This is a genomic window from Acetobacter garciniae (assembly GCF_017377735.1).
In the GTDB taxonomy this organism is placed as follows: domain Bacteria; phylum Pseudomonadota; class Alphaproteobacteria; order Acetobacterales; family Acetobacteraceae; genus Acetobacter; species Acetobacter garciniae.
In genome coordinates this window covers 493,823-512,455 of record NZ_JAFVMH010000001.1, presented here as the reverse complement: position 1 = coordinate 512,455, position 18,633 = coordinate 493,823, and the positions used below count along the sequence as shown (strand labels likewise).

The 18,633-nt window shown below is 53.2% G+C and carries 15 protein-coding genes; 3 read left to right on the top strand and 12 right to left on the bottom strand.

What is annotated here, in order from left to right; genetic code table 11:
- Nucleotides 1-6 precede the first annotated feature (6 nt).
- The 3 genes from J2D77_RS02275 (at nucleotide 7) to rsmA (ending at nucleotide 4,609) form a co-directional block, all read left to right on the top strand.
- The gene (locus J2D77_RS02275; protein ID WP_207844996.1) at nucleotides 7-2,331 is read left to right on the top strand and encodes an LPS-assembly protein LptD; all 2,325 of its coding nucleotides are present in this window, start codon (nucleotides 7-9) and stop codon (nucleotides 2,329-2,331) included.
- An 81-nt stretch (nucleotides 2,332-2,412) separates the two neighbouring features.
- A complete protein-coding gene (locus J2D77_RS02270) occupies nucleotides 2,413-3,774 on the top strand; it encodes a peptidylprolyl isomerase (RefSeq protein ID WP_207844648.1) in 1,362 nt (453 codons plus the stop codon).
- Between the two features lie 4 nt (nucleotides 3,775-3,778).
- A complete protein-coding gene (gene rsmA / locus J2D77_RS02265; RefSeq protein ID WP_230975472.1) occupies nucleotides 3,779-4,609 on the top strand; it encodes a 16S rRNA (adenine(1518)-N(6)/adenine(1519)-N(6))-dimethyltransferase RsmA in 831 nt (276 codons plus the stop codon).
- Between the two features lie 45 nt (nucleotides 4,610-4,654).
- Here rsmA and J2D77_RS02260 read toward each other — a convergent pair whose 3' ends face one another.
- From J2D77_RS02260 to J2D77_RS02205, 12 genes are all read right to left on the bottom strand, one after another.
- Entirely contained in the window at nucleotides 4,655-4,900 is a 246-nt protein-coding gene (locus tag J2D77_RS02260) for a hypothetical protein (RefSeq protein ID WP_207844647.1), read from the bottom strand.
- A 108-nt stretch (nucleotides 4,901-5,008) separates the two neighbouring features.
- Nucleotides 5,009-5,950, bottom strand: coding sequence for a glycosyltransferase family 2 protein (locus J2D77_RS02255; protein WP_207844646.1), 942 nt, complete (start codon nucleotides 5,948-5,950; stop codon nucleotides 5,009-5,011).
- A 478-nt stretch (nucleotides 5,951-6,428) separates the two neighbouring features.
- Nucleotides 6,429-7,406 (bottom strand): GDP-L-fucose synthase family protein, encoded by a 978-nt coding sequence (locus tag J2D77_RS02250; protein WP_230975407.1) that lies wholly within the window; start codon nucleotides 7,404-7,406, stop codon nucleotides 6,429-6,431.
- The gene (gmd, locus tag J2D77_RS02245) at nucleotides 7,390-8,451 is read right to left on the bottom strand and encodes a GDP-mannose 4,6-dehydratase (protein WP_207844645.1); all 1,062 of its coding nucleotides are present in this window, start codon (nucleotides 8,449-8,451) and stop codon (nucleotides 7,390-7,392) included. The genes J2D77_RS02250 and gmd overlap by 17 nt, the downstream gene beginning before the upstream one ends.
- A gap of 6 nt (nucleotides 8,452-8,457) precedes the next feature.
- Complete coding sequence (locus J2D77_RS02240; protein WP_207844644.1) at nucleotides 8,458-9,630, bottom strand: DegT/DnrJ/EryC1/StrS family aminotransferase; 1,173 nt, start codon at nucleotides 9,628-9,630, stop codon at nucleotides 8,458-8,460.
- On the bottom strand, nucleotides 9,630-10,409 hold the full coding sequence (locus J2D77_RS02235; protein WP_207844643.1) for a glycosyltransferase family 2 protein: 780 nt from the start codon (nucleotides 10,407-10,409) through the stop codon (nucleotides 9,630-9,632). Before J2D77_RS02235 ends, J2D77_RS02240 begins: the two co-directional genes overlap by 1 nt.
- On the bottom strand, nucleotides 10,402-11,193 hold the full coding sequence (locus tag J2D77_RS02230) for an NAD-dependent epimerase/dehydratase family protein (RefSeq protein WP_207844642.1): 792 nt from the start codon (nucleotides 11,191-11,193) through the stop codon (nucleotides 10,402-10,404). Before J2D77_RS02230 ends, J2D77_RS02235 begins: the two co-directional genes overlap by 8 nt.
- A gap of 371 nt (nucleotides 11,194-11,564) precedes the next feature.
- A complete protein-coding gene (locus tag J2D77_RS02225; protein ID WP_207844641.1) occupies nucleotides 11,565-12,764 on the bottom strand; it encodes a glycosyltransferase in 1,200 nt (399 codons plus the stop codon).
- A 9-nt stretch (nucleotides 12,765-12,773) separates the two neighbouring features.
- Nucleotides 12,774-13,502, bottom strand: a complete 729-nt coding sequence (locus tag J2D77_RS02220; protein ID WP_207844640.1) for a glycosyltransferase family 25 protein — start codon at nucleotides 13,500-13,502, stop codon at nucleotides 12,774-12,776.
- Between the two features lie 446 nt (nucleotides 13,503-13,948).
- A complete protein-coding gene (ispD, locus tag J2D77_RS02215; protein ID WP_207844639.1) occupies nucleotides 13,949-15,406 on the bottom strand; it encodes a 2-C-methyl-D-erythritol 4-phosphate cytidylyltransferase in 1,458 nt (485 codons plus the stop codon).
- Between the two features lie 147 nt (nucleotides 15,407-15,553).
- The gene (locus tag J2D77_RS02210) at nucleotides 15,554-16,945 is read right to left on the bottom strand and encodes a hypothetical protein (RefSeq protein WP_207844638.1); all 1,392 of its coding nucleotides are present in this window, start codon (nucleotides 16,943-16,945) and stop codon (nucleotides 15,554-15,556) included.
- A 400-nt stretch (nucleotides 16,946-17,345) separates the two neighbouring features.
- Nucleotides 17,346-18,560, bottom strand: coding sequence for an SAM-dependent methyltransferase (locus tag J2D77_RS02205; RefSeq protein WP_207844637.1), 1,215 nt, complete (start codon nucleotides 18,558-18,560; stop codon nucleotides 17,346-17,348).
- Nucleotides 18,561-18,633 lie beyond the last annotated feature (73 nt).

The window sequence follows — 18,633 nt, the reverse complement described above, 5'->3', positions numbered from 1 at the left end:
TTGACTGTGGTGCTTCGGCCTTTACGCGGCTCCCTGCCGCGCCGCCGCACGGCACTGAGTGCAGCCACGGCACTCGGCGGCGTTGCCGCGTGCTTCATGGCAGCACCACAGGCGCAGGCGCAGTTTGCGCCCACTCCCATGCATATCAGCACGGGCAGCGGCCATACCGCCCCCGACGAACCCGCGACCTTCCAGGCCGACCGGGTCGATTATAACGATGTCGAGCACACCATAACCTGGACCGGCAACGTGCAGGTCTGGCAGGGCGATCACGTCATGCGGGCGGACAAGATCGTCTATGACCGCGATACCGGTGTTGTGGCCGCGCGCGGCAATGTGGCATCCGTCCAGTCCGACGGGTCCGTCCTGTATGCCCATTATGCCGAACTGACAGGCGGCATGAAGGACGGCATCATGCTGCACGTCAACGCCACCCTGGCCGAAAACGCCAAGCTGGCAGCAAACGGCCTGCGGCGTACCGGCGGCAAGGTGAACGACCTGAGCCGTACGGTCTATACCGCCTGCGAAATCTGCGAAAAAGACAAGACACGCGCACCGTTCTGGCAGTTCAGGGCCTTCGATGCGACGCAGGATCTCGAACACAAGAAAATCGACTTCCGCGACGCGTATATGGACATTCTGGGCATTCCCATCCTGTACCTGCCGTTCTTTTCCATGACCGACCCGTCGGCCAAGCGGCATAGTGGCTTTCTCATGCCCGGTATCACGCCCCATGACCGTTACCTGGGGTCGTATGTCACCATTCCCTATTACTGGGTGATCGACGACCAGTCTGACCTGACGGCACAGGGCCTGTTCTCGACCCGGACCGGCCCGCAGATCAGTGGTGTGTACCGCAACCGCCTGAACTTCGGCTCGCTCAACGTCCAGCTCGGCGTGGCGGACGATACGAACCACAGTTCCAACTACACCAACGGATTTGGCGAGAATGTCAGCGGCGGCAACAGCCATGGCATGCAGGGCTACCTGTTCGCGAACGGGCAGTTCTCCATTGACGAGCACTGGCGGGCGGGGGCGAATGTCAGGCTCGCAACATCCGCGAACTACATGCGCGACTATCGTGTGCAGGGCTACGGGAGCGATACGCTCAATTCCAACGCCTATATCGAAGGCTTTGGCACGGGCGCCTATTCCCGGCTGGATACCCAGTTCTACCAGGGGCTGAACCAGGGCGTGATCCACAACTCGGACCTGCCCTTCGCCCTGCCGCGCTATACGTACAGCTTTGTCGGCCAGCCGGATGCCTGGGGCGGGCGCATCAGCTTCGACACCACGGATTTCAATGTCTACCGCGCCAACGGTACGTCCGACATGCGCGGCCAGCTTGCCGTGAACTGGGATCGGGCCTTTCTCAGCAAGGCGGGTGAGCAGTTCCTTTTGACCCTGCGGCTTGATTCCATGGTCTACCGGGCCAAGAAGCTTTATCAGCAGCCCAATTATTACACGAACACCGGCACGCTCGTCAGCGGCCAGGTGCTGCCGACCATCGCGCTCAAGACCAACTGGCCTTTCGTGCGCACCTTTGAAAACGGCCGCGGCACCCAGCTTGTCGAACCGATCGTGCAGGGGATCTACGCCCCCAATACCGGCTCGGGCATGGACGACCTTATCCCCAACGAAGACAGCCTGGCCTACGAGTTCACGGATTCCACGCTGTTCTCTCTCAACCGCTACCAGGGCACCGACAGGCTTGACGGCGGGCTGCGCGCCAATGTGGGCATCCATGGCAACTGGACGTGGGACGGCCATGAAATCGACCTGCTGGCGGGCGAGAGCTTCCAGGAACATATCGAGCATGACCGCCTGCCCTATTCCGGGCTGGACCACCATGCCTCCGATATCGTGGCGGGCGGGCGTGTCGCCCCCAACCAGTATTTCGACTTCACGGCCCGCATGCGCCTGAACCCCTATACCCATCAGTTCGATTTCGGGGATGCGCTGTTCAGTGCCGGTCTTCCGCACTTCCATGTCCGGGGCGGCTATGTGTGGGAACCTGTCACGCCCTATTACTACTACGCCACCAATTACCGTTCGTATTCTCCGCCGTCGCTGTATTTCGAGCGCGTGAACGAACTGAGCGGCGGTTTTTCGGCCGACTATTCGGGCTGGCATCTGTCGGGCTTTACCCGCCGCAGCCTCTCCCGCAAGGAATTCGTGACCCTGGGCGGCGATGCGGGCTTCAACAACGACTGTTTTGGCATCGATTTCATGTATTTCAAGCAGTATACCTCCATTGGCGGTGAACAGCGCAACTCCACCTATCTGGTGACAGTCAGCCTGAAAACGCTGGGCTCGTTCGGGCTCAAATAAGAACCGCTTCAAAAAAGGCGCTGTCTCCGTTATCAGGGGTAATCGTTCCTGATCTGGCAGAAAGCTGAAAGACCGTTCCGTATGCGTCTGCGCTCCCTTACTCTGGCCTGCTGCACCCTGACCGCACTGGCTGTTCCGGCTACCCTGAGCACACCCCGTGCGGCACTGGCCCGTGCCAGCACCCCTGCTGCCCACAGCCAGGCCACTGCCCAGACACAGCCCGAACCCGATGACATGATCCTGGCGGTGGTGAACGGCATTCCGCTGACCAAGCGCGACGTGGACAACCGGGGCCGCCTGTTCGCCCTGTCAACCGGCCTGCCTTTGACACCCGACCTGATGGAACGGCTGCGCCCCCAGATTATCCGCCAGATGATCGACGAACGCCTGCGCACGCAGGAAATCCTGAGCCGCCATATCAACGTGCCGCCGGACCAGTTGGCCGAAGCCATCGTCAACATCGAACGCCGCAATGGCATGCCAGAGGGCACGCTGCGCTCGCACCTGGCCCAGGATGGTGTGTCCCTGACCACGCTGATCGACCAGTTGCGCGTGCAGATCGGCTGGATCCAGGTCCTGCGCCAGGAACTGGGGGCCCGTTCGCGCATTTCCCCGCAGGACATCGCGCAGCGCCAGGCGGCCCTGAAGCGTGAAGCCGGGCGCACGGAATACGAAATCAGCGAAATTTTCGTAAAAGTGGATGACCCGCGCCACGCGGAAGAAGAACTGGCTTTTACCAACACCATCATTCAGGAACTGCGCAAGGGCGCCCCCTTCGCGATCGTGGCCGCGCAGTTTTCCCAAAGCCAGACGGCACTGGACGGCGGGTCCATGGGCTGGGTGCAGGAGGACGAGCTTGACCCTGCGGTCGTCAGCATCGTCCGGCAGATGCCCACCGGCGTGGGTGCCGTGTCCAACCCCATTACGGTGCCCGGCGGCTTCCTGATCGTGACATCGAACGCGAAACGCGTGATCGGCACGGAGATGGGGCATGTCATCACCATCCGCCAGCTTTTCCTGCCCTTTGACAGCATGCTGGACCCCGAACACGTCACGCAGCAGCAACAGGCCACGCTGAACAGGGCCGTCCAGATCGAGCAGACCGTTCATAGCTGCGACGAAATGACGGCACTCAACAAGCAGGCGGGTGAAAAACGCCCCAGCGACCCGGGTGAGCTTGCCCTGGAACGCCTGAACGAGCAGATGCAGTCCGTGCTGACCAACCTGCCGATCGGCAAGGCATCCCGCCCCATGATCTCGCGCGACGGCATTGTCCTGCTGATGGTGTGCACGAAAAAGGAAAAGAATTTCGCCAACCGTTCACCCAGCGAAATCGCGGATCAGCTCATGAACGAACGCGTCGAACAGACGGCCCGCCAGCTCGACAGCGACCTGCACCGCCGCGCGATGATCGATCTGCGTATCAAGCTCAAGGGAGTCTAGGCCGCTGCCGCCCGAACTGGAGAGCCTGGCCGAGGTTATCCGCCGCCACGGGCTTGATGCGCGCAAGGCCCTGGGGCAGCACTTTCTTCTGGACCCCGGCATTACCGAACATATCGCGGCTTTGGCTGGCAAGCTTGAAGGCCAGCATGTGGTCGAGGTTGGCCCCGGCCCGGGCGGGCTGACCCGCGCGCTGCTGGCAGCCGGCGCAGCAAGCGTGCACGCGGTGGAACTGGACAGCCGCGCAGTGGCGGTTATCGAGGAACTGGTCCGTTCCTACCCCCAGCAACTGCGCGTGACGGAAGCAGACGCCCTTAAAACCGATCTGACGACACTCTGCCCCGCCCCCCGCCAGATCGTCGCCAACCTGCCCTATAACGTGGCAACCCCCCTGCTGATCGGATGGCTGCGTCAGGCCGCGGCCTGGCAACGGCTGACGCTGATGTTCCAGCTGGAAGTGGCCGAACGTATCTGTGCGCGGCCCGATACGACGCATTACGGGCGCCTTGCGGTTATCAGCCAGTGGTGCGCGGACTGCCACATTGTCATGAAACTGCCCCCCGGCGCATTTTCCCCGCCACCGGCTGTCTGGTCGGCGGTGGCCAGCATCACTCCCCATGCCGAACAACCCGGCCCTGCCCTGTTCCGGGCCATGGAGCAGGTCACAGCCGCCGCCTTCGGCCAACGCCGCAAGATGCTGCGCGGCGCCCTGAAAGGCCTGCAAGGCGACAAGCTGCTGGCAAAAGCGGAGATCGACGGCACCCGCCGGGCCGAAACGCTCAGTGTGACGGAATTCGACCGGCTGGCCCGCGCACATCTGGGCGAACCGCAGATCTGAGGCCTTGGGAAACCACGCCGATTCCGTCGCCGTAATCAGGCCGCCTTACCAAAAGACTGCCATCGACTTGACGCGGATTTCCGCCACATTTCGCTGCGGCTCCTGATAGCCGGTTAGACCGGGCAACAGGCAAGAAGCAAAAGGCCGAAACGCATCCTCCAGACAAGCGGGACAATGTTGATGCATCGCTTGCATCCCACTGGTCTTGCAACATTCAATCGCCGGCCTGCCTGAAGACACGAAATCACGCTGAACATCCAACTGACAGGCTGCTTCAAAATCGATCGGCACGCTGTGGCGGGTCTTTATCGCACCTGAATACGTTGGCTTTTCGATCTCTGCATCGCGACTTCAAACCCGCTTCAACCCACCATCAATCAGAAGCGTGAGCAATTCTGGTCAAAGACGATCTTTATCGAGTTTAGCCACAATTCGCGCTAACGCATTGGACATCGCTATCACCCCCTGGGCCAGCCCATTGATTTGGGCCACCAAATGGTTGGTATGGAAATCATTGATTGTTTTTCCATGAATAAACGACGCCTGCATGACCTTAAGGCCGCTTTTGTTATTTATAGCCTCGCGGATAACATTATTTCTATATGCCAGGTGATAATCGAAATTCTTTTCATGTCGACTTGTATCAGACGCCATGCCTGTGGGCTCTCTATGATGATACGAACACAAAAAGTCTTCTATGATACCAATTTCGCCACACATCATAAGCCTTACGAAGAGGTCATAATCCTCGTAATGATTCATGGTGGTGTTTACGTTCCCGGTCGTCTCAATCAATCCGCGCCTGAAAAGGAACGTAATTGGTAATATTACCCCAACACCGGAAAGATATACCGCAAAATCAACTATAGTACCACTCTTTTTACCTGCAGCCGAACTTTTTTCTTTAATAACAATTCGATTGTTGTCTACATATTCATATATGTCATGATTACTTGTCGTCACTCCGGAAAAAACTTCGGCCGTGTCATGATCAAGGTACGAAACAGTTTTTTCCAGGAATGCGGGCTCCCATGTGTCATCGTCGTCATGGATGGCAATATAGTCCTCACGTGCCAGCCCTATTCCAAAAGACAGGGCGCCGCCACGGCCGGATGAAACGGGAACATCTATCAAACTCACCTTATCTAGAAAACTTTTCCCATAATACCCAATAATTTCTTTCAGATTTGCAGGCTCACCACCATCGTTGATAATATAGACATGCCAGTCAGGAAACGTCTGGCTTATTATCGATTCAATAGCTCTTTTTAAAAACAGAGGCCTGTTTTTTGTTCTTACGATTATAGCGACTTTAGCTATGCTGCTTTTTCCCGATTCCATTTTTTCCTCTCTGTGCTGCGCACTGGGATTCAATTATCTACGAATAACGAAATTCATCTCGCGCCAAGGCCGTCGAAAAGAAACAATGCCCTCTTCCCCAAGAGCAGGTATCTCTCTTTCCCGGTTCGGAAACCTCATTTGCATAACATCATAACCCAACCCTGGATCACGAAACCGAAGAACATTGACATCAGATTTCACACTTCGATCCTTCGGCGATTGATGCGCGCTGAAAGACCTCAAGAAGATGGTGGCTAAAAAGATGCCGTTCCGCTGTCATCCCTTAGATCTGGCCCATGCTGATCTCACTATGAAACAGCACCAGATCGCGTCATCTCGGACAGATGATCAGGTCGAATGAAGGAATGAACCTTACAATCAAAGGCATAACGGTCAAGCGCTTCGACTGCAAAGCGCATAATCAGTTCCGGCAAGGCTCGTCACCGGCCGTCATTCCATCAGAGGAACACTCGACCAATCACTTATCCCTATGGTTCCTTTGAAAATCCTCATAAGTCTGCTGAAGACCGGTTCGAAGGGACCTGGCGTTATTCCATCCTATAGACCGTAACCTTGAAATATCCGCAAGCTTGCGAGGCGTACCATCCGGACGATCTGGGTTAAAAACCAAACTCCCCTTAAAACCAACGACATCGCAAACAGTTTTTGCCAAGTCGGCGATCGATATCTCCTCACCGGAACCGATATTGACAGGCATCATGTCAGAGTAATGCTGCGTGACGAACAATACAGCTTCCGCCAGATCATCCACGTGAAGAAACTCACGCAACGGCTTGCCTGTTCCCCATACCGTCAGCACCGAGGCATCATTTATCTTCGCTTCGTGGGCCTTTCTCAAAAGCGCTGGTAGAACATGGCTTGTCTCAAGGTCATAATTATCTCCAGGCCCATAGAGATTGGTCGGCTGGAGGGAAATAAAGTCGCGCCCGAACTCTTGCCGATAGGCCTGACAAAGTTTGATACCGGCAATTTTTGCGATGGCATACCATTCATTGGTCTTTTCCAGCGGCCCCGACAGCAGGTCTTCCTCACGTATCGGTTGCTTCGCATCCCGCGGATAAACACAGGTCGATCCTAAGAAAACAAGCTTCTGGACGTCGATCTGTGCAGCACACTCGATAATATTCGCCTCTATCATAAGGTTATCGTAAAGAAAGGCTGTCGGCCGATTGCTGTTAGCCGCTATCCCACCAACACGCGCTGCCGCAACGATAACAACCTCTGGCTTATGGTTTTTCATCCATAGTCGCGTTGCCGCCTGGTCTCGAAGATCGAGATCCTTATGCGAGACCGTGAGAATATCACAATTAGTCTTGTTTAATTGTCGAACGAGCGCCGCCCCCACCATGCCCCTGTGACCGGCGACCCAGATCCGCTTTCCTTCCAGACGAAAGAGCGCTTCCCGCTGAATGGCCTGATTAGTGAAATTGTGCATTGCCGGAATACTTCCCGATATCCGATAAAACCATTTCCGTAATCATATCTTCCAAAGAGGTGGTCGCTTTCCAATTCAGTTCCCGAGCCGCCTTGGAAGCATCACCCAGAAGAATATCGACTTCAGCGGGACGAAAGTAGCGAGGGTCCACTTCGACCAGGCATTGGCCAGAGACCCGATCAAGACCACGCTCCGAAAGCCCCTCGCCTGTCCATTCGATATCAATATTAGCCGCCTTGAAAGCAAGCGTAACAAAATCACGTACACTTGTTGTGCGGCCTGTCGCCAGCACATAATCGTCAGGACTATCCTGCTGAAGGATGCGCCACATCCCTTCGACAAAGTCCCGCGCATGCCCCCAATCCCGCTTTGCATTGAGATTACCAAGATATAAACGATCCTGCTTCTTATGCACGATAGCGGCCACAGCCATGGTAATCTTGCGGGTTACGAACGTTTCCCCTCGTACAGGGCTTTCATGATTAAATAAAATTCCGTTTGCAGCATACATACCGTATGCTTCTCTATAATTGACGGCAATCCAGTACGCGTAAAGCTTAGCGACACCATAGGGAGAGCGCGGATGAAAAGGGGTCGTCTCGCGTTGCGGCGTTTCAGCCACTTTTCCGAACAGTTCGGATGTTGAAGCCTGGTAAAAGCGGGTTTCCTTTTCCAGGCCAACCGTGCGGATCGCTTCAAGTAGTCGCAATGTTCCCAAAGCGTCGGAATTGGCCGTATATTCCGGTGTCTCGAAACTGACCTGCACATGTGACTGGGCTGCCAGATTATAGATCTCGTGCGGCTGCACTGTCTGCACGATACGAATAAGATTGGTGGCGTCTGTCATGTCCCCATAATGAAGCACGAGCTTGCGCTCAAACTTGTGGGGATCTTCATACAAACCGTCTATTCTTTGGGTATTGAAACTTGAAGAGCGGCGTTTAATACCATGTACTTCATACCCTTTCCCAAGAAGCAATTCGGCCAGATACGACCCGTCCTGACCTGTTATTCCCGTAATGAGTGCGCGCTTGATACCTGTCATGATTTCTTATCCTTGATACGGCTGGGCAACAGAGGAAAAAACCTCCGCTACGCGTGCGATATCTGCCTCGCTTAAATTGTAATGATTGGGCAAATAAATCCCATAATCATGAATGACATCCGCATGCGGCAGGCTCTGCTTCGGGTGGTCTTTGAGCCAAAAAGGATGACGCGCAATATTGCCGCAAATCAGCGGGCGACACTCAATCCCGTGTGCCGCGAGATGCTTGTAGGTCTCCAGGCGATTTTCAATCAATGTTCCATAGGCAAACGAAGACAAAACAGGCGTATTACTCGTTTGAAAAAAATAATCGCCTAAAAAGTTTTTATATAATTTATAATTTTCGCTCCGCTTTTTTACAATGACGTCCAATTTTTTAAGCTGCGACCGACCAAGATAGGCCTGCAGGTCTGTCGACCTGAAATTGAATCCCGCATGGTAAAAAGTATAGAGATTCTGAAAATCATCGATATTATATTCTTTTTTTAATGCGTCGCGTGTCGCAGGAGCAAGATCGCGGCTCCAGCCATGTGATCTCAAAGAGAGCATAAGCTGATGCATATCGTCATCATCTGTAACGACCATGCCCCCTTCGATGGTCGAAATATGATGTCCGTAATAAAAGGAAAAACTGCCCGCCACCCCCAATGTGCCAAGCTTCCGGTCCCCATACGTCGATCCCAACGCTTCGCATGAATCTTCCAGAAGCATGACCCCATATCGATTACATATGTCGCGTATTGCATCCATGTCGCCAGCATGCCCGAGAACATGGACCAGGATCAGCACGGCCGGCGGCGAAACTCGACACAGAGATTCCAGATGATCCACGTCAAGGCTCAGTGAATGTGGATCACAATCACAAAGCCGCACGTCAAAGCCGAGCTGTAGAAGGGGTGCAACGGTCGTAACCCAGCTCACCCCTGCCGCAATGGCCTTGTTATTGCGCAGGCGACCAGATTCTTTCAAAGCTGCAATCATCAGAAGATTGGCGGAGGAACCCGAATTGACATATACGGCATGCCGACATCCCTGCCATTCGGCAAACTCCTTTTCGAAAGCCAATGTCTGCTCTGACTTGGTCAGTCGGTTGCCTGCCAAAATCCATTCTGTGAGGCTCTCAAGCTCATCATGAGAAATTGTCTCTTCAGCGAGACAAATGGAACGTTCTGTTGTCATTACGCGGTCTTCTGTGCCCGAATTGCCTGCAGGATCTTCAGTTCGATATAATATCTTTTTACTTCCGCATAGGCCGCTGTCAGCGCCGCCTGCTTTTCCGGCGAACCCTGCGCGTCAATTGTGATACTTCCCGGGTGGGAATAGAAAAATGCCAGCGCTTCGTGAACAAACCCGACATTGGGATAACGCAGCATGGAAAGCAGTGTGACAAAGCAGTCAGGCCCCACGCCGTGATAGTCATGGTTTGCCAGAGGCAGACGCCCCTGGTACAGGGCATCGATCAGGATCTGGCGACGAAAGAGCGCGGCAGCCGGCGATATGAGCCCGTTAAGAATCCTGTTTTCCAAATCAACCGCTGGATAAATGCCCGTTTTTGGAAGCCAGTTTCCAAAAAGTTCCAACTTGGGAGCCGCGCCGACAGCCTCAACGACATGGGCGACCGTAAAGGCAAATCCTACGTCTTCTCTCATAACTCCTAGACACGCCTCCACGAATTGGGGAGCGATCCAGTCATCATCGTATTGCAGATGGACGAGGTCGCCTTTGCTATGCAAGACCCCCTCCAGCCAGCAAAAATGTGGCCCCAGATCCTTTTCTCTACGAATATAAGTAATTCTATCCTTATAGGCGGCAGCGACATGCTGCGTCTCGTCAGTAGAGCCGTGATCAATAACAATCACCTCGCACGAAACGGTCTGGGCCAGCGCGCTTTCAATGGCTCGCGGCAACATGGCAGCGCGATTAAATGTAGGAATAACGATTGAAACAAGTTCAGACATCCAAGGCTCCCAGAATTTCGCGCAGCCTTGAGATATCGGCCACTAATGTATTGGCATTCCCAACAGAATGTATTTCAAGTGGTTGAGGACTAAGTTTCTGGACAAAATCTCGAATTCTTGTACCATAACCCGATCCAATATTAACCGGCCCGGTTGCCGAAGCCAGCACAAGACGCACTATCAATTCGGCCGCGCGTTCAGCCGGCAGAAAATCTCGTACGCTCTCCCCCCCCTGAAGAAGAAAGGGCTTCGACAAATCTTCCGACGACAGTCGCCGCTCGATAGAGGGACGCAAGAAAGACCCCACCTGGTCCGGATCATGAATCGAAAAAACACGCGCGGCACAGAAAGGGCGGCCAGTCGCATGACAGATATCAGTGGCAGCACTTTCAGCGGCCCATTTCGTGCGACCATATAAAGAAACCGGGACCTTTTCCGCATATTCATTGATGGGCATCGAAGAACCGGAATAAACATGACTGGATGAACAAAACAGAAAAGACGCATCAATACCAGAAAGGGCACTGAGAAGATTAATTGTCCCCGCAACATTGACACTATAAGCATGCTGGGGATCGGCATTCACTCGTTCAACCGGCGTCAACGCCGCTAAATGAATGACACAATCGACAGATTTTATTTCAGCAATTTCCTGCCGTATATCTTCAAGGCTCGTCAAATCTGCCCGGCTAATGATAATTTCGGAAGCCGGGGAAAGATTACCAAGATGGCGGCAAACATGCCTGCCAAGAATCCCGCGAGCTCCCGTCACCATCACACGCATTTATCGCATCCGAAAATGGAAACACGTCTATATCGACCACATATCAAGACTACAGAAATCAAATCTATATCCAGTCCTCAATGACAGATTTAGCGCCTGCATTCTTTGCCCATTACGGCATCTTCAATCATGACCGTTCTGACAAAAGAGCATATAAAATCTCACATCGACAGATATGGAAACTTTAAACGATTTTAACATTTTATGATAGAGGCGATAAAAGCATCGGCATCTCTTTACCTTGCTCTCCATTACCCAAGATGCCATCCCAGCCCCTCTCATCCGCTATAAAAACAAAAATCTCCACACCTAAAAAATGAGCAACTGCTGCCTTCTTCAACCTTGGGCAATCGACTCTCTGCTATCTTCGGTTACTTGAATTTTTCGATAATTTCTTTAACAATATTCGCGCCCTTCTCGTTCTCATAAAAAGCGCTCGCCGCCTCATAGTTACGGGATGCATACTCATCATAATGATCGACAACCTTTTTGAGGGCCTCAAATATAGAAGGAACTGTCCAATCATCAAACCCTTCAAAGCTTGCATTGTAATTTAAAAGAAATTCCGCGCTGGCCGAACTATTAGGCACGACCACGGGTGCACCGCTCGAAAAACCTTCGCATGCCAAGCCGGACCATGATCCTTTATATGCACCCGGCTCATACGGACAAAGAACGATATCCAGCGAGTCAATAAAGGCATTCCATTCTTCCCCCGAACAGGATCCTTCGAGTATTTCAATGCGATTATCTGCTGCTGCCAACTGATGCAAACTACGCTGGATATCCTGCGCTTGATCAGGTCGGGAATTATGGATCCGGAAACACACATGATCCCAATCCCTTTCCCTGAGAAAACTATGAATAATGCCTTCTAAATGATGATAGCCTTTGGCATGCCGCTGGTGCCCACCCAATCCGATAGTAATCTTTTTTTTCCCTGCCCGATTTTTTGGCGCTGCTAAAACCCGCAAAGGATCAGTCAGGGTAAAAACAGGTTGATGCAAAATTCGGCTATAAATATTACTCACACGAGAATTGAACGATATAAGTCGAAAATTCATATTCTCGGGAGATGGTAATATATCTCCGACATAAAGCCACACCTGATCACTAAAATCTCGTCCATTTTCTTCATAAGTACTTTCATTGAAATCTATATATGTTTTATAAAATACTTCCGCAACTATCGTGGGTGCTTTTTCGCCCATCTCGGACACCCACTCCGTCACGGCAAGAAGTTGCGATGGAAGAACAGAATTAACATAAACTATGTCATCCTGCCCTATTCCGGAAATTCCCCTTAATTCCTCAAGCATTCTTCTTCTAACGGTTTCCGTTGCGCGCAAACTATCCCGCACGGTCTCCCGCAAGACTGAATAAGCGCTAAAACGAAAATATGGTACAATATTGACCTTCATCTCATCCGCAAGATCAGCGGGAAGAGAGTTGTTCGCAAGGACCGTTACCGGAAGACCGGCCTCTTCAGCCATTCCTATAATGCGCTTGCAAAAGTTATAATGATGTCCAGACAACTCTTTCAAGCTGCAATCAAGGTAGATAAATCGCATCTGCCTCTCCTATATCGACACTGCAGGTCTGGAATTGTTCTTTTCTTTAAAGAAAGACATCGTACTATTGTCATTCCCGGAAATAGCCAGGGGCGGAAAAGCAGCAAATGCTTTTATTTTGGGATATACTGCCGACATCTGCTTATCAAGGCTAAACGGCTGATTGGATAGAGACCGAAGCGGTATGCAAGCTTCCAGGAGAAGCCTCGCGCCGCGAGGAGATACTGCGTAGCAATAGAGTCCACTCGCCTGCAGCAGGGGGTAAGCATTTGCTTCAACGGAACGACTATGCCAAGTATAGGCGGCCTTGCGCATTTGATTAAAATCAAAATAAAAGCCACAGGGTGATACGCCCGGTATCGCGTTTATGACGCAGGACGCATCAAAATCATACCCAAAAAGTATAATATCCCAGTCATCATTAAGTTGACCAAGAATTTTCTGACGCTGTTCAACAAAATTCTGACATAAAAGAGCATTATCTTCCATAATCATAAGCGGCTTTTGCTCTGACAACACAGAAGACCATAAAAGTGTATGGGTCAATGCCTGACTTAAAGCAGCAGAGTCACCAGAAAAATCGCTCCGGAGGAAGCCTTTATTTATCAAGTCAGCTTGACTGTTTCCGTCATCTATAATCGCCTGAAATCGTTCAATATCCGGAAAATGCGCATTGGACTGTCTAAATATCGTGGATTGATTCTCAGCGCCTTCCTTATTTATAAAAACTGACCTCATTGCTTCCCCCTATCAATATAGATAAAATCATAGTTTCGTATAACAGATACTCTCAAGCTATCATTTAATTATAACCCTGTCCAGACAACGTGTTTATAGCATTTTTTTAATCTGAACAGATCCAATATCTGCAAGCTGCACGCGTATAGCTACAGTCAGCCAGGTCTTTATTGCATCCGCAGTGTGTGGTCACCAACATGGCGGGAAGAACTGCCTCCACCGCAGACCATCCCAGGGATGGAGCTAAAAAATATTATTCCAGACGGTCTACTTCATCACTTACAGTAATCTACCCTTTTGCCTTTACAAATCTGGGTCAAAATCGTGATACCGATTTTCATCCCGGCCCGTGATACCACCTTTGGCTTCCAATGACTTGTCATTACCTCAGCCTGGGCTTTGAATGGCCGGTTGCCAAAAATCTACGAAAGCACCCTTCATTCAGATCATAGGCCCTCAAGACCCGAAGAAGCCAAAGCAGCCGATGGCGTACCGGCCGTCGTTTTTTCAGGAGCAGGCCGGGCGATCCTGACATCGATGACAAGCCCGGTGTTTGGCAGCAGAACCGCCTGGAGCGTTTTTTGCGCCACGAATTCCGGAGCGAGAAGGGTTGAACTATCCTCTGGCCCAAAATTCTGTCGCCGCATGGGGGTGCTGGTGCGCTCGGGGCTGATGCAGTGGACCCTTATGCCGTCCGCTATCCATTCTTCCGCAAGGGCTTGCGACAGATTGACGATCGCGGCCTTGGTCGATGAATAAACGGCGTAAAGCGCGCGCCCCCGCGTATAGGAACTGGACGAAAAATTAACGAGACACCCTTTTGATTTCAGAAGATGCTGCCTGGACGCCGTTGCGACATTGATGGCACCCAGGTAATTGGTCTCGACCATTTCCCGAATACGTTCGGATGCCGCCTGGGCAAGTGGTTCACGGAACATGACCCCGGATGTATTAATAACCGCATCGATCTGTTTTCCGTCCGCGGCAATCCTGTCCAGAAAGTGCGAAACGGAGCGGGCGTCAGAAACATCGACAGAATTTTCGGAACGGCTGGCGGAGAATACCTCCGCCCCGCAGTGGAGAGCCAGATCCCTTATGGACTTCCCTATTCCACTTCGACCGCCAAATATGACAAGCCGTTTTCCCTGCAATTTGGCAAAATCTGTCGTATCTTCAAGATCAACCATTCTGGACTGAATAAGTTTTTCAGCCAGGAACAAATCTATCGGCTCTGTTATTTTAATGTTACTGGCAGATCCCGGCACAGTAGCAACCTGTATGCCAGGCAGCATTGCCATGACAACACCGCAGTCGCATGTGAATGTCTTGTCGCTGTAATTGTTCTCGATAATCTTTGTGTAAGCTTGTCTTATGATATCAAGACGAAACCCTTGCGGCGTCTGCCCGCGGCGTATCTTGCTGCGGTCGGGAATTGCGGCAACGAGATCGTCGTCCTGCACAGTCACGATGGTATCCGAAGATGGCACGACCGTATCGACGGCGGGGAATTGTTCCAGAGCCTGTATGCAATCATTCAGTATTGTGTTTGTCACGAAAGGACGAACAGCGTCATGAATGAGCACCTTGGTATCAGGCGGACAGGCCGACAGTGCCTCCAGCGCGGCAAGCGTGGATTCCGTCCGGTTTTTCCCGCCGACGACAATGCTTTTCAGTTTTTTCCACCCCGATGAACGGGCTATGTTTTCTACAACACCAATATAGTCGTCTTTCGTGACAACGACTATCTCATCGATAAGGGACGATTTTTCAAAAACATCTATCGTATAGTCCAGGACGGCGCGGCCTGCCAGCTTCGTAAACTGCTTGGGCACGCTCGCGCCAAAGCGGGTGCCATCGCCTGCCGCCAGAATAACCCCAATGGTTTTTGTCTTATGCTTCGTCACAAAATCAATCCATATATTCCGTGGCGAACGCTATCGCCCCGTTCTGACAGGGAAAGTCGCACCTTTCCAACCCACGCAGTTTGCGGGGCAAGATAATGCGCGCCAGCATATCTGGGCCTGACTTGCGCAACAATCCCCGCCCCGCCTTCAAGCGCCCCGATCGACACCCAGACCCGCCGCTATGTCATCAAGAATGATGTCTGACGGAAGCCTGTCACCGGGGAACAGAGCCTTCATAAACCGCTTCCGGTCATCCTGATGCGTATCGACCATGGTTTTATTTTTATAGCCGAGGACGACTTCCTTCATTTTGTCGAAATCAGACACTACGTCCGCACAGGCGACGCCCATCTTGCCAATCTCATTCAGCGGCGCATGCAAGCCGGAGTCAAAGAAGACCAGCGGCTTGCCAAATATCGGGTATTCCACAAAAAACGAGATGCCATCCGTAATCATAAGATCGGAAGCGGCAAAAAGACTGCCATAGCGTCCGTTTTCACAGGTGCAATTTGGAAGGCCGTTCCAAAGCTGCAAAAAAGCATCCACCGTCTGCTGCGAAAGGATGTTGCGATTGACGACACTTTTGAAAAGTTCCGGGTGGGGTTTCAGGACGAATTCTATCCCCGGCTCCTTGCTCGCCCATTCCAGAAAATCCCTGCAAATTCTATGGAAGACGCCGAAATTCAGCCAGGGATCGCCCGCCGTATGATGGGGTGCCCATATGACACGGAACGGACGATCGCCCGCTGTGTCTGCCTTGAATTCGGGCCAGGCCGGCGGTTCATCCAGAAGGCGCTGAAGCTTCGGGTATCCTGAAAGAACAAGCTTTTCCGGGGCTGAATGGTGAAAAGACCTGAAATATTCTAGAGCATACTGGTTTTCACAGAAAATCCGCCACGCCGCCCTGTGATAAGGGGTATCACAGGACAGTTCGTTCGAGCTTTCTCCTGATCCCGTATTACTGGTATATTTTTCAAGGACTATAATACCGTACGGAACGACACAGAGCTTGGCAAAGCTCAGGCAGTCCGATGAAAAGGCGGGAGGATAAAGGTTATCCCATTGCGACTGGCGGAAAATTACATCAGGCGCCAGGCCCCGAAGAATATTGAGGCCCGCGAAGGAATCTTCCATCTCCAGGCGCAAATGGGGAATATCGAGACTGGTCAATCCATCGCTTGCGCGCTGTTCTCCGCTGAAATGCGCATCCCCGCCCAATCGACGGTTGATTGTTGCGACAATCGGGTCGAAATGGTCGTCCTCCAGCATGGCTTTGTAGACGTCATACAAAGCATCCCAGATCTCGATGGAATTGACGAGAAAAACACACCGTATTTTCTTGCCAATGGGTTGTGAGCGTGACGCTGCCAGGGCCTGTATGGCACTTCGCGCCTGCTTGGCCTGCATATGAAGATCAACGACAAGTTGCGACAGGGATCTTAGCAGCGTTTCCATGTTCCCCTGCCTTTCGGCAAGGGAAGACAACATCGTTACCGTTCTCTCGTTGAGTTCCTGGAGATGTTTTTCGCTTTCAGACATGAACTTTCCTTAGCGCAGCGCCGTTATCAATTACATCGAGAGCCAGTGTAATTTCCGGTGGAAGTGACCGAAATTTCGGGGCCCCGTCAAACGAATTCTTCCCTCGCGCCAGCGCTGCATTCCCTGGAGCGCGCGACCCTGCATTGCGAGACGGGGAGCAAAATATTCCCAACTGTATCCTGCCCCTTGCCTGCCGCGGCCTACGCGATGGATATTCGTGAACAATCAGACCCCGGCTATCCGGCGGGGGGAAGGCACGCCCCTGCGGAGTGCTGCATGCAGGGTCACGTCAGTGACCACCCACCTGCGCGCCATGCGCCCGTCTTGCGTGAAGCCGTTCGCGCCCGTCGCGTCGCCTGCCCGAACGCTGCTGCGTTTGCGCCACCTTGCGGAACATCCATCAATTCAGCCCTTCCGCCTTCGCCATATAATCCCGTGTCAGGGGTACTGCGGTCATGGAGCGTGAAAGCTGTAGCTGGAAGTTCATATGGCCCTGGACGCGAAAGGCCAGTTCCGAAGCGGCCAGGTAGAACTCGAACATCCTGGCGAAGCGTTCGTCGTAAAGCGCGACGGCTTCCGCCCGACGGGCGGCGAAGCGCTGGCTCCAGATGGCTATGGTTTTAGCGTAATGCAGGCGCAGGATTTCGCAATCCGTCATCCACAGACCTGAGCGTTCGACTGCGTCCAGCACCTCGCTCAATGCCGGGGAATAGCCGCCGGGGAAGATGTATTTGTTGATCCACGGATTGGTGGTGCCCGGCCCGTCGCTGCGCCCGATGGAATGCAACAGGGCCACGCCATCATCCCGCAGGCTGCGATGGATGGTTTCGAAAAAGATGGGGTAATGCCCCACCCCCACATGCTCGAACATGCCGACAGAGACAATCCGATCGAAGCGGCGGCGCAGTGTACGGTAGTCCAGAAGTTCGAAACGCACGCGATCTTCCAGGCCTTCCGTGCGCGCACGGTCGCGGGCAAAGGCCAGTTGCTCCTCGGAGAGGGTGATACCGGTCACGATCGCCCCGTAATCGCGCGCCAGCGTCAGGGCCATGCCACCCCAGCCACAGCCAATATCCAGGACCTCAAGCCCCGGCCGGTCCAGGAGCAGCTTGGAGGCGATATGGCGTTTCTTGGCCTCCTGCGCCTCATCCAGCGTTTCATCGCCGTGGCGGAAATAGGCGCAGGAATATTGCCAGTCCTTGTCCAGGAAAAGGGCGTAAAGACTGTTCCCCAGATCGTAATGATGCGCGACATTACGGCGCGCGCGCGATGTCGGGTTGAACTGCGTCCACCCCCGTCGCACGTAGCGCAAGGCCGCTGCAAGGCGTTCGGCCACATGCCCGCCCGGCGTCATGGCATTGAGCATGAGCACATGCAGCAGGTCGTAAAGCGTGCTGTCATGCGGCTGGAGGTCACCCTCCATATAGGCTTCGCCAAAACCCAGCCCGGGATTGACGATCAATGCCTGGATCGCGCGCTGGTTTTGCAGCCACACGCCAGCAGTCGGGCCCGGTTTTTGCCCTGTGTAGTGGCTGATGGTCCCATCGGGCCAGCGAACGGCCAGAGCGCCCGCGCCAATGAAATGCTGCAAGATCCGATCAAGAAGGCGTTTCATCCGTCTCTCTCCCCTTCCTGCCGGACACTCTCGCCCAGCGCATGACAAAAAAAAAGAGGGCAGATGAAAATCT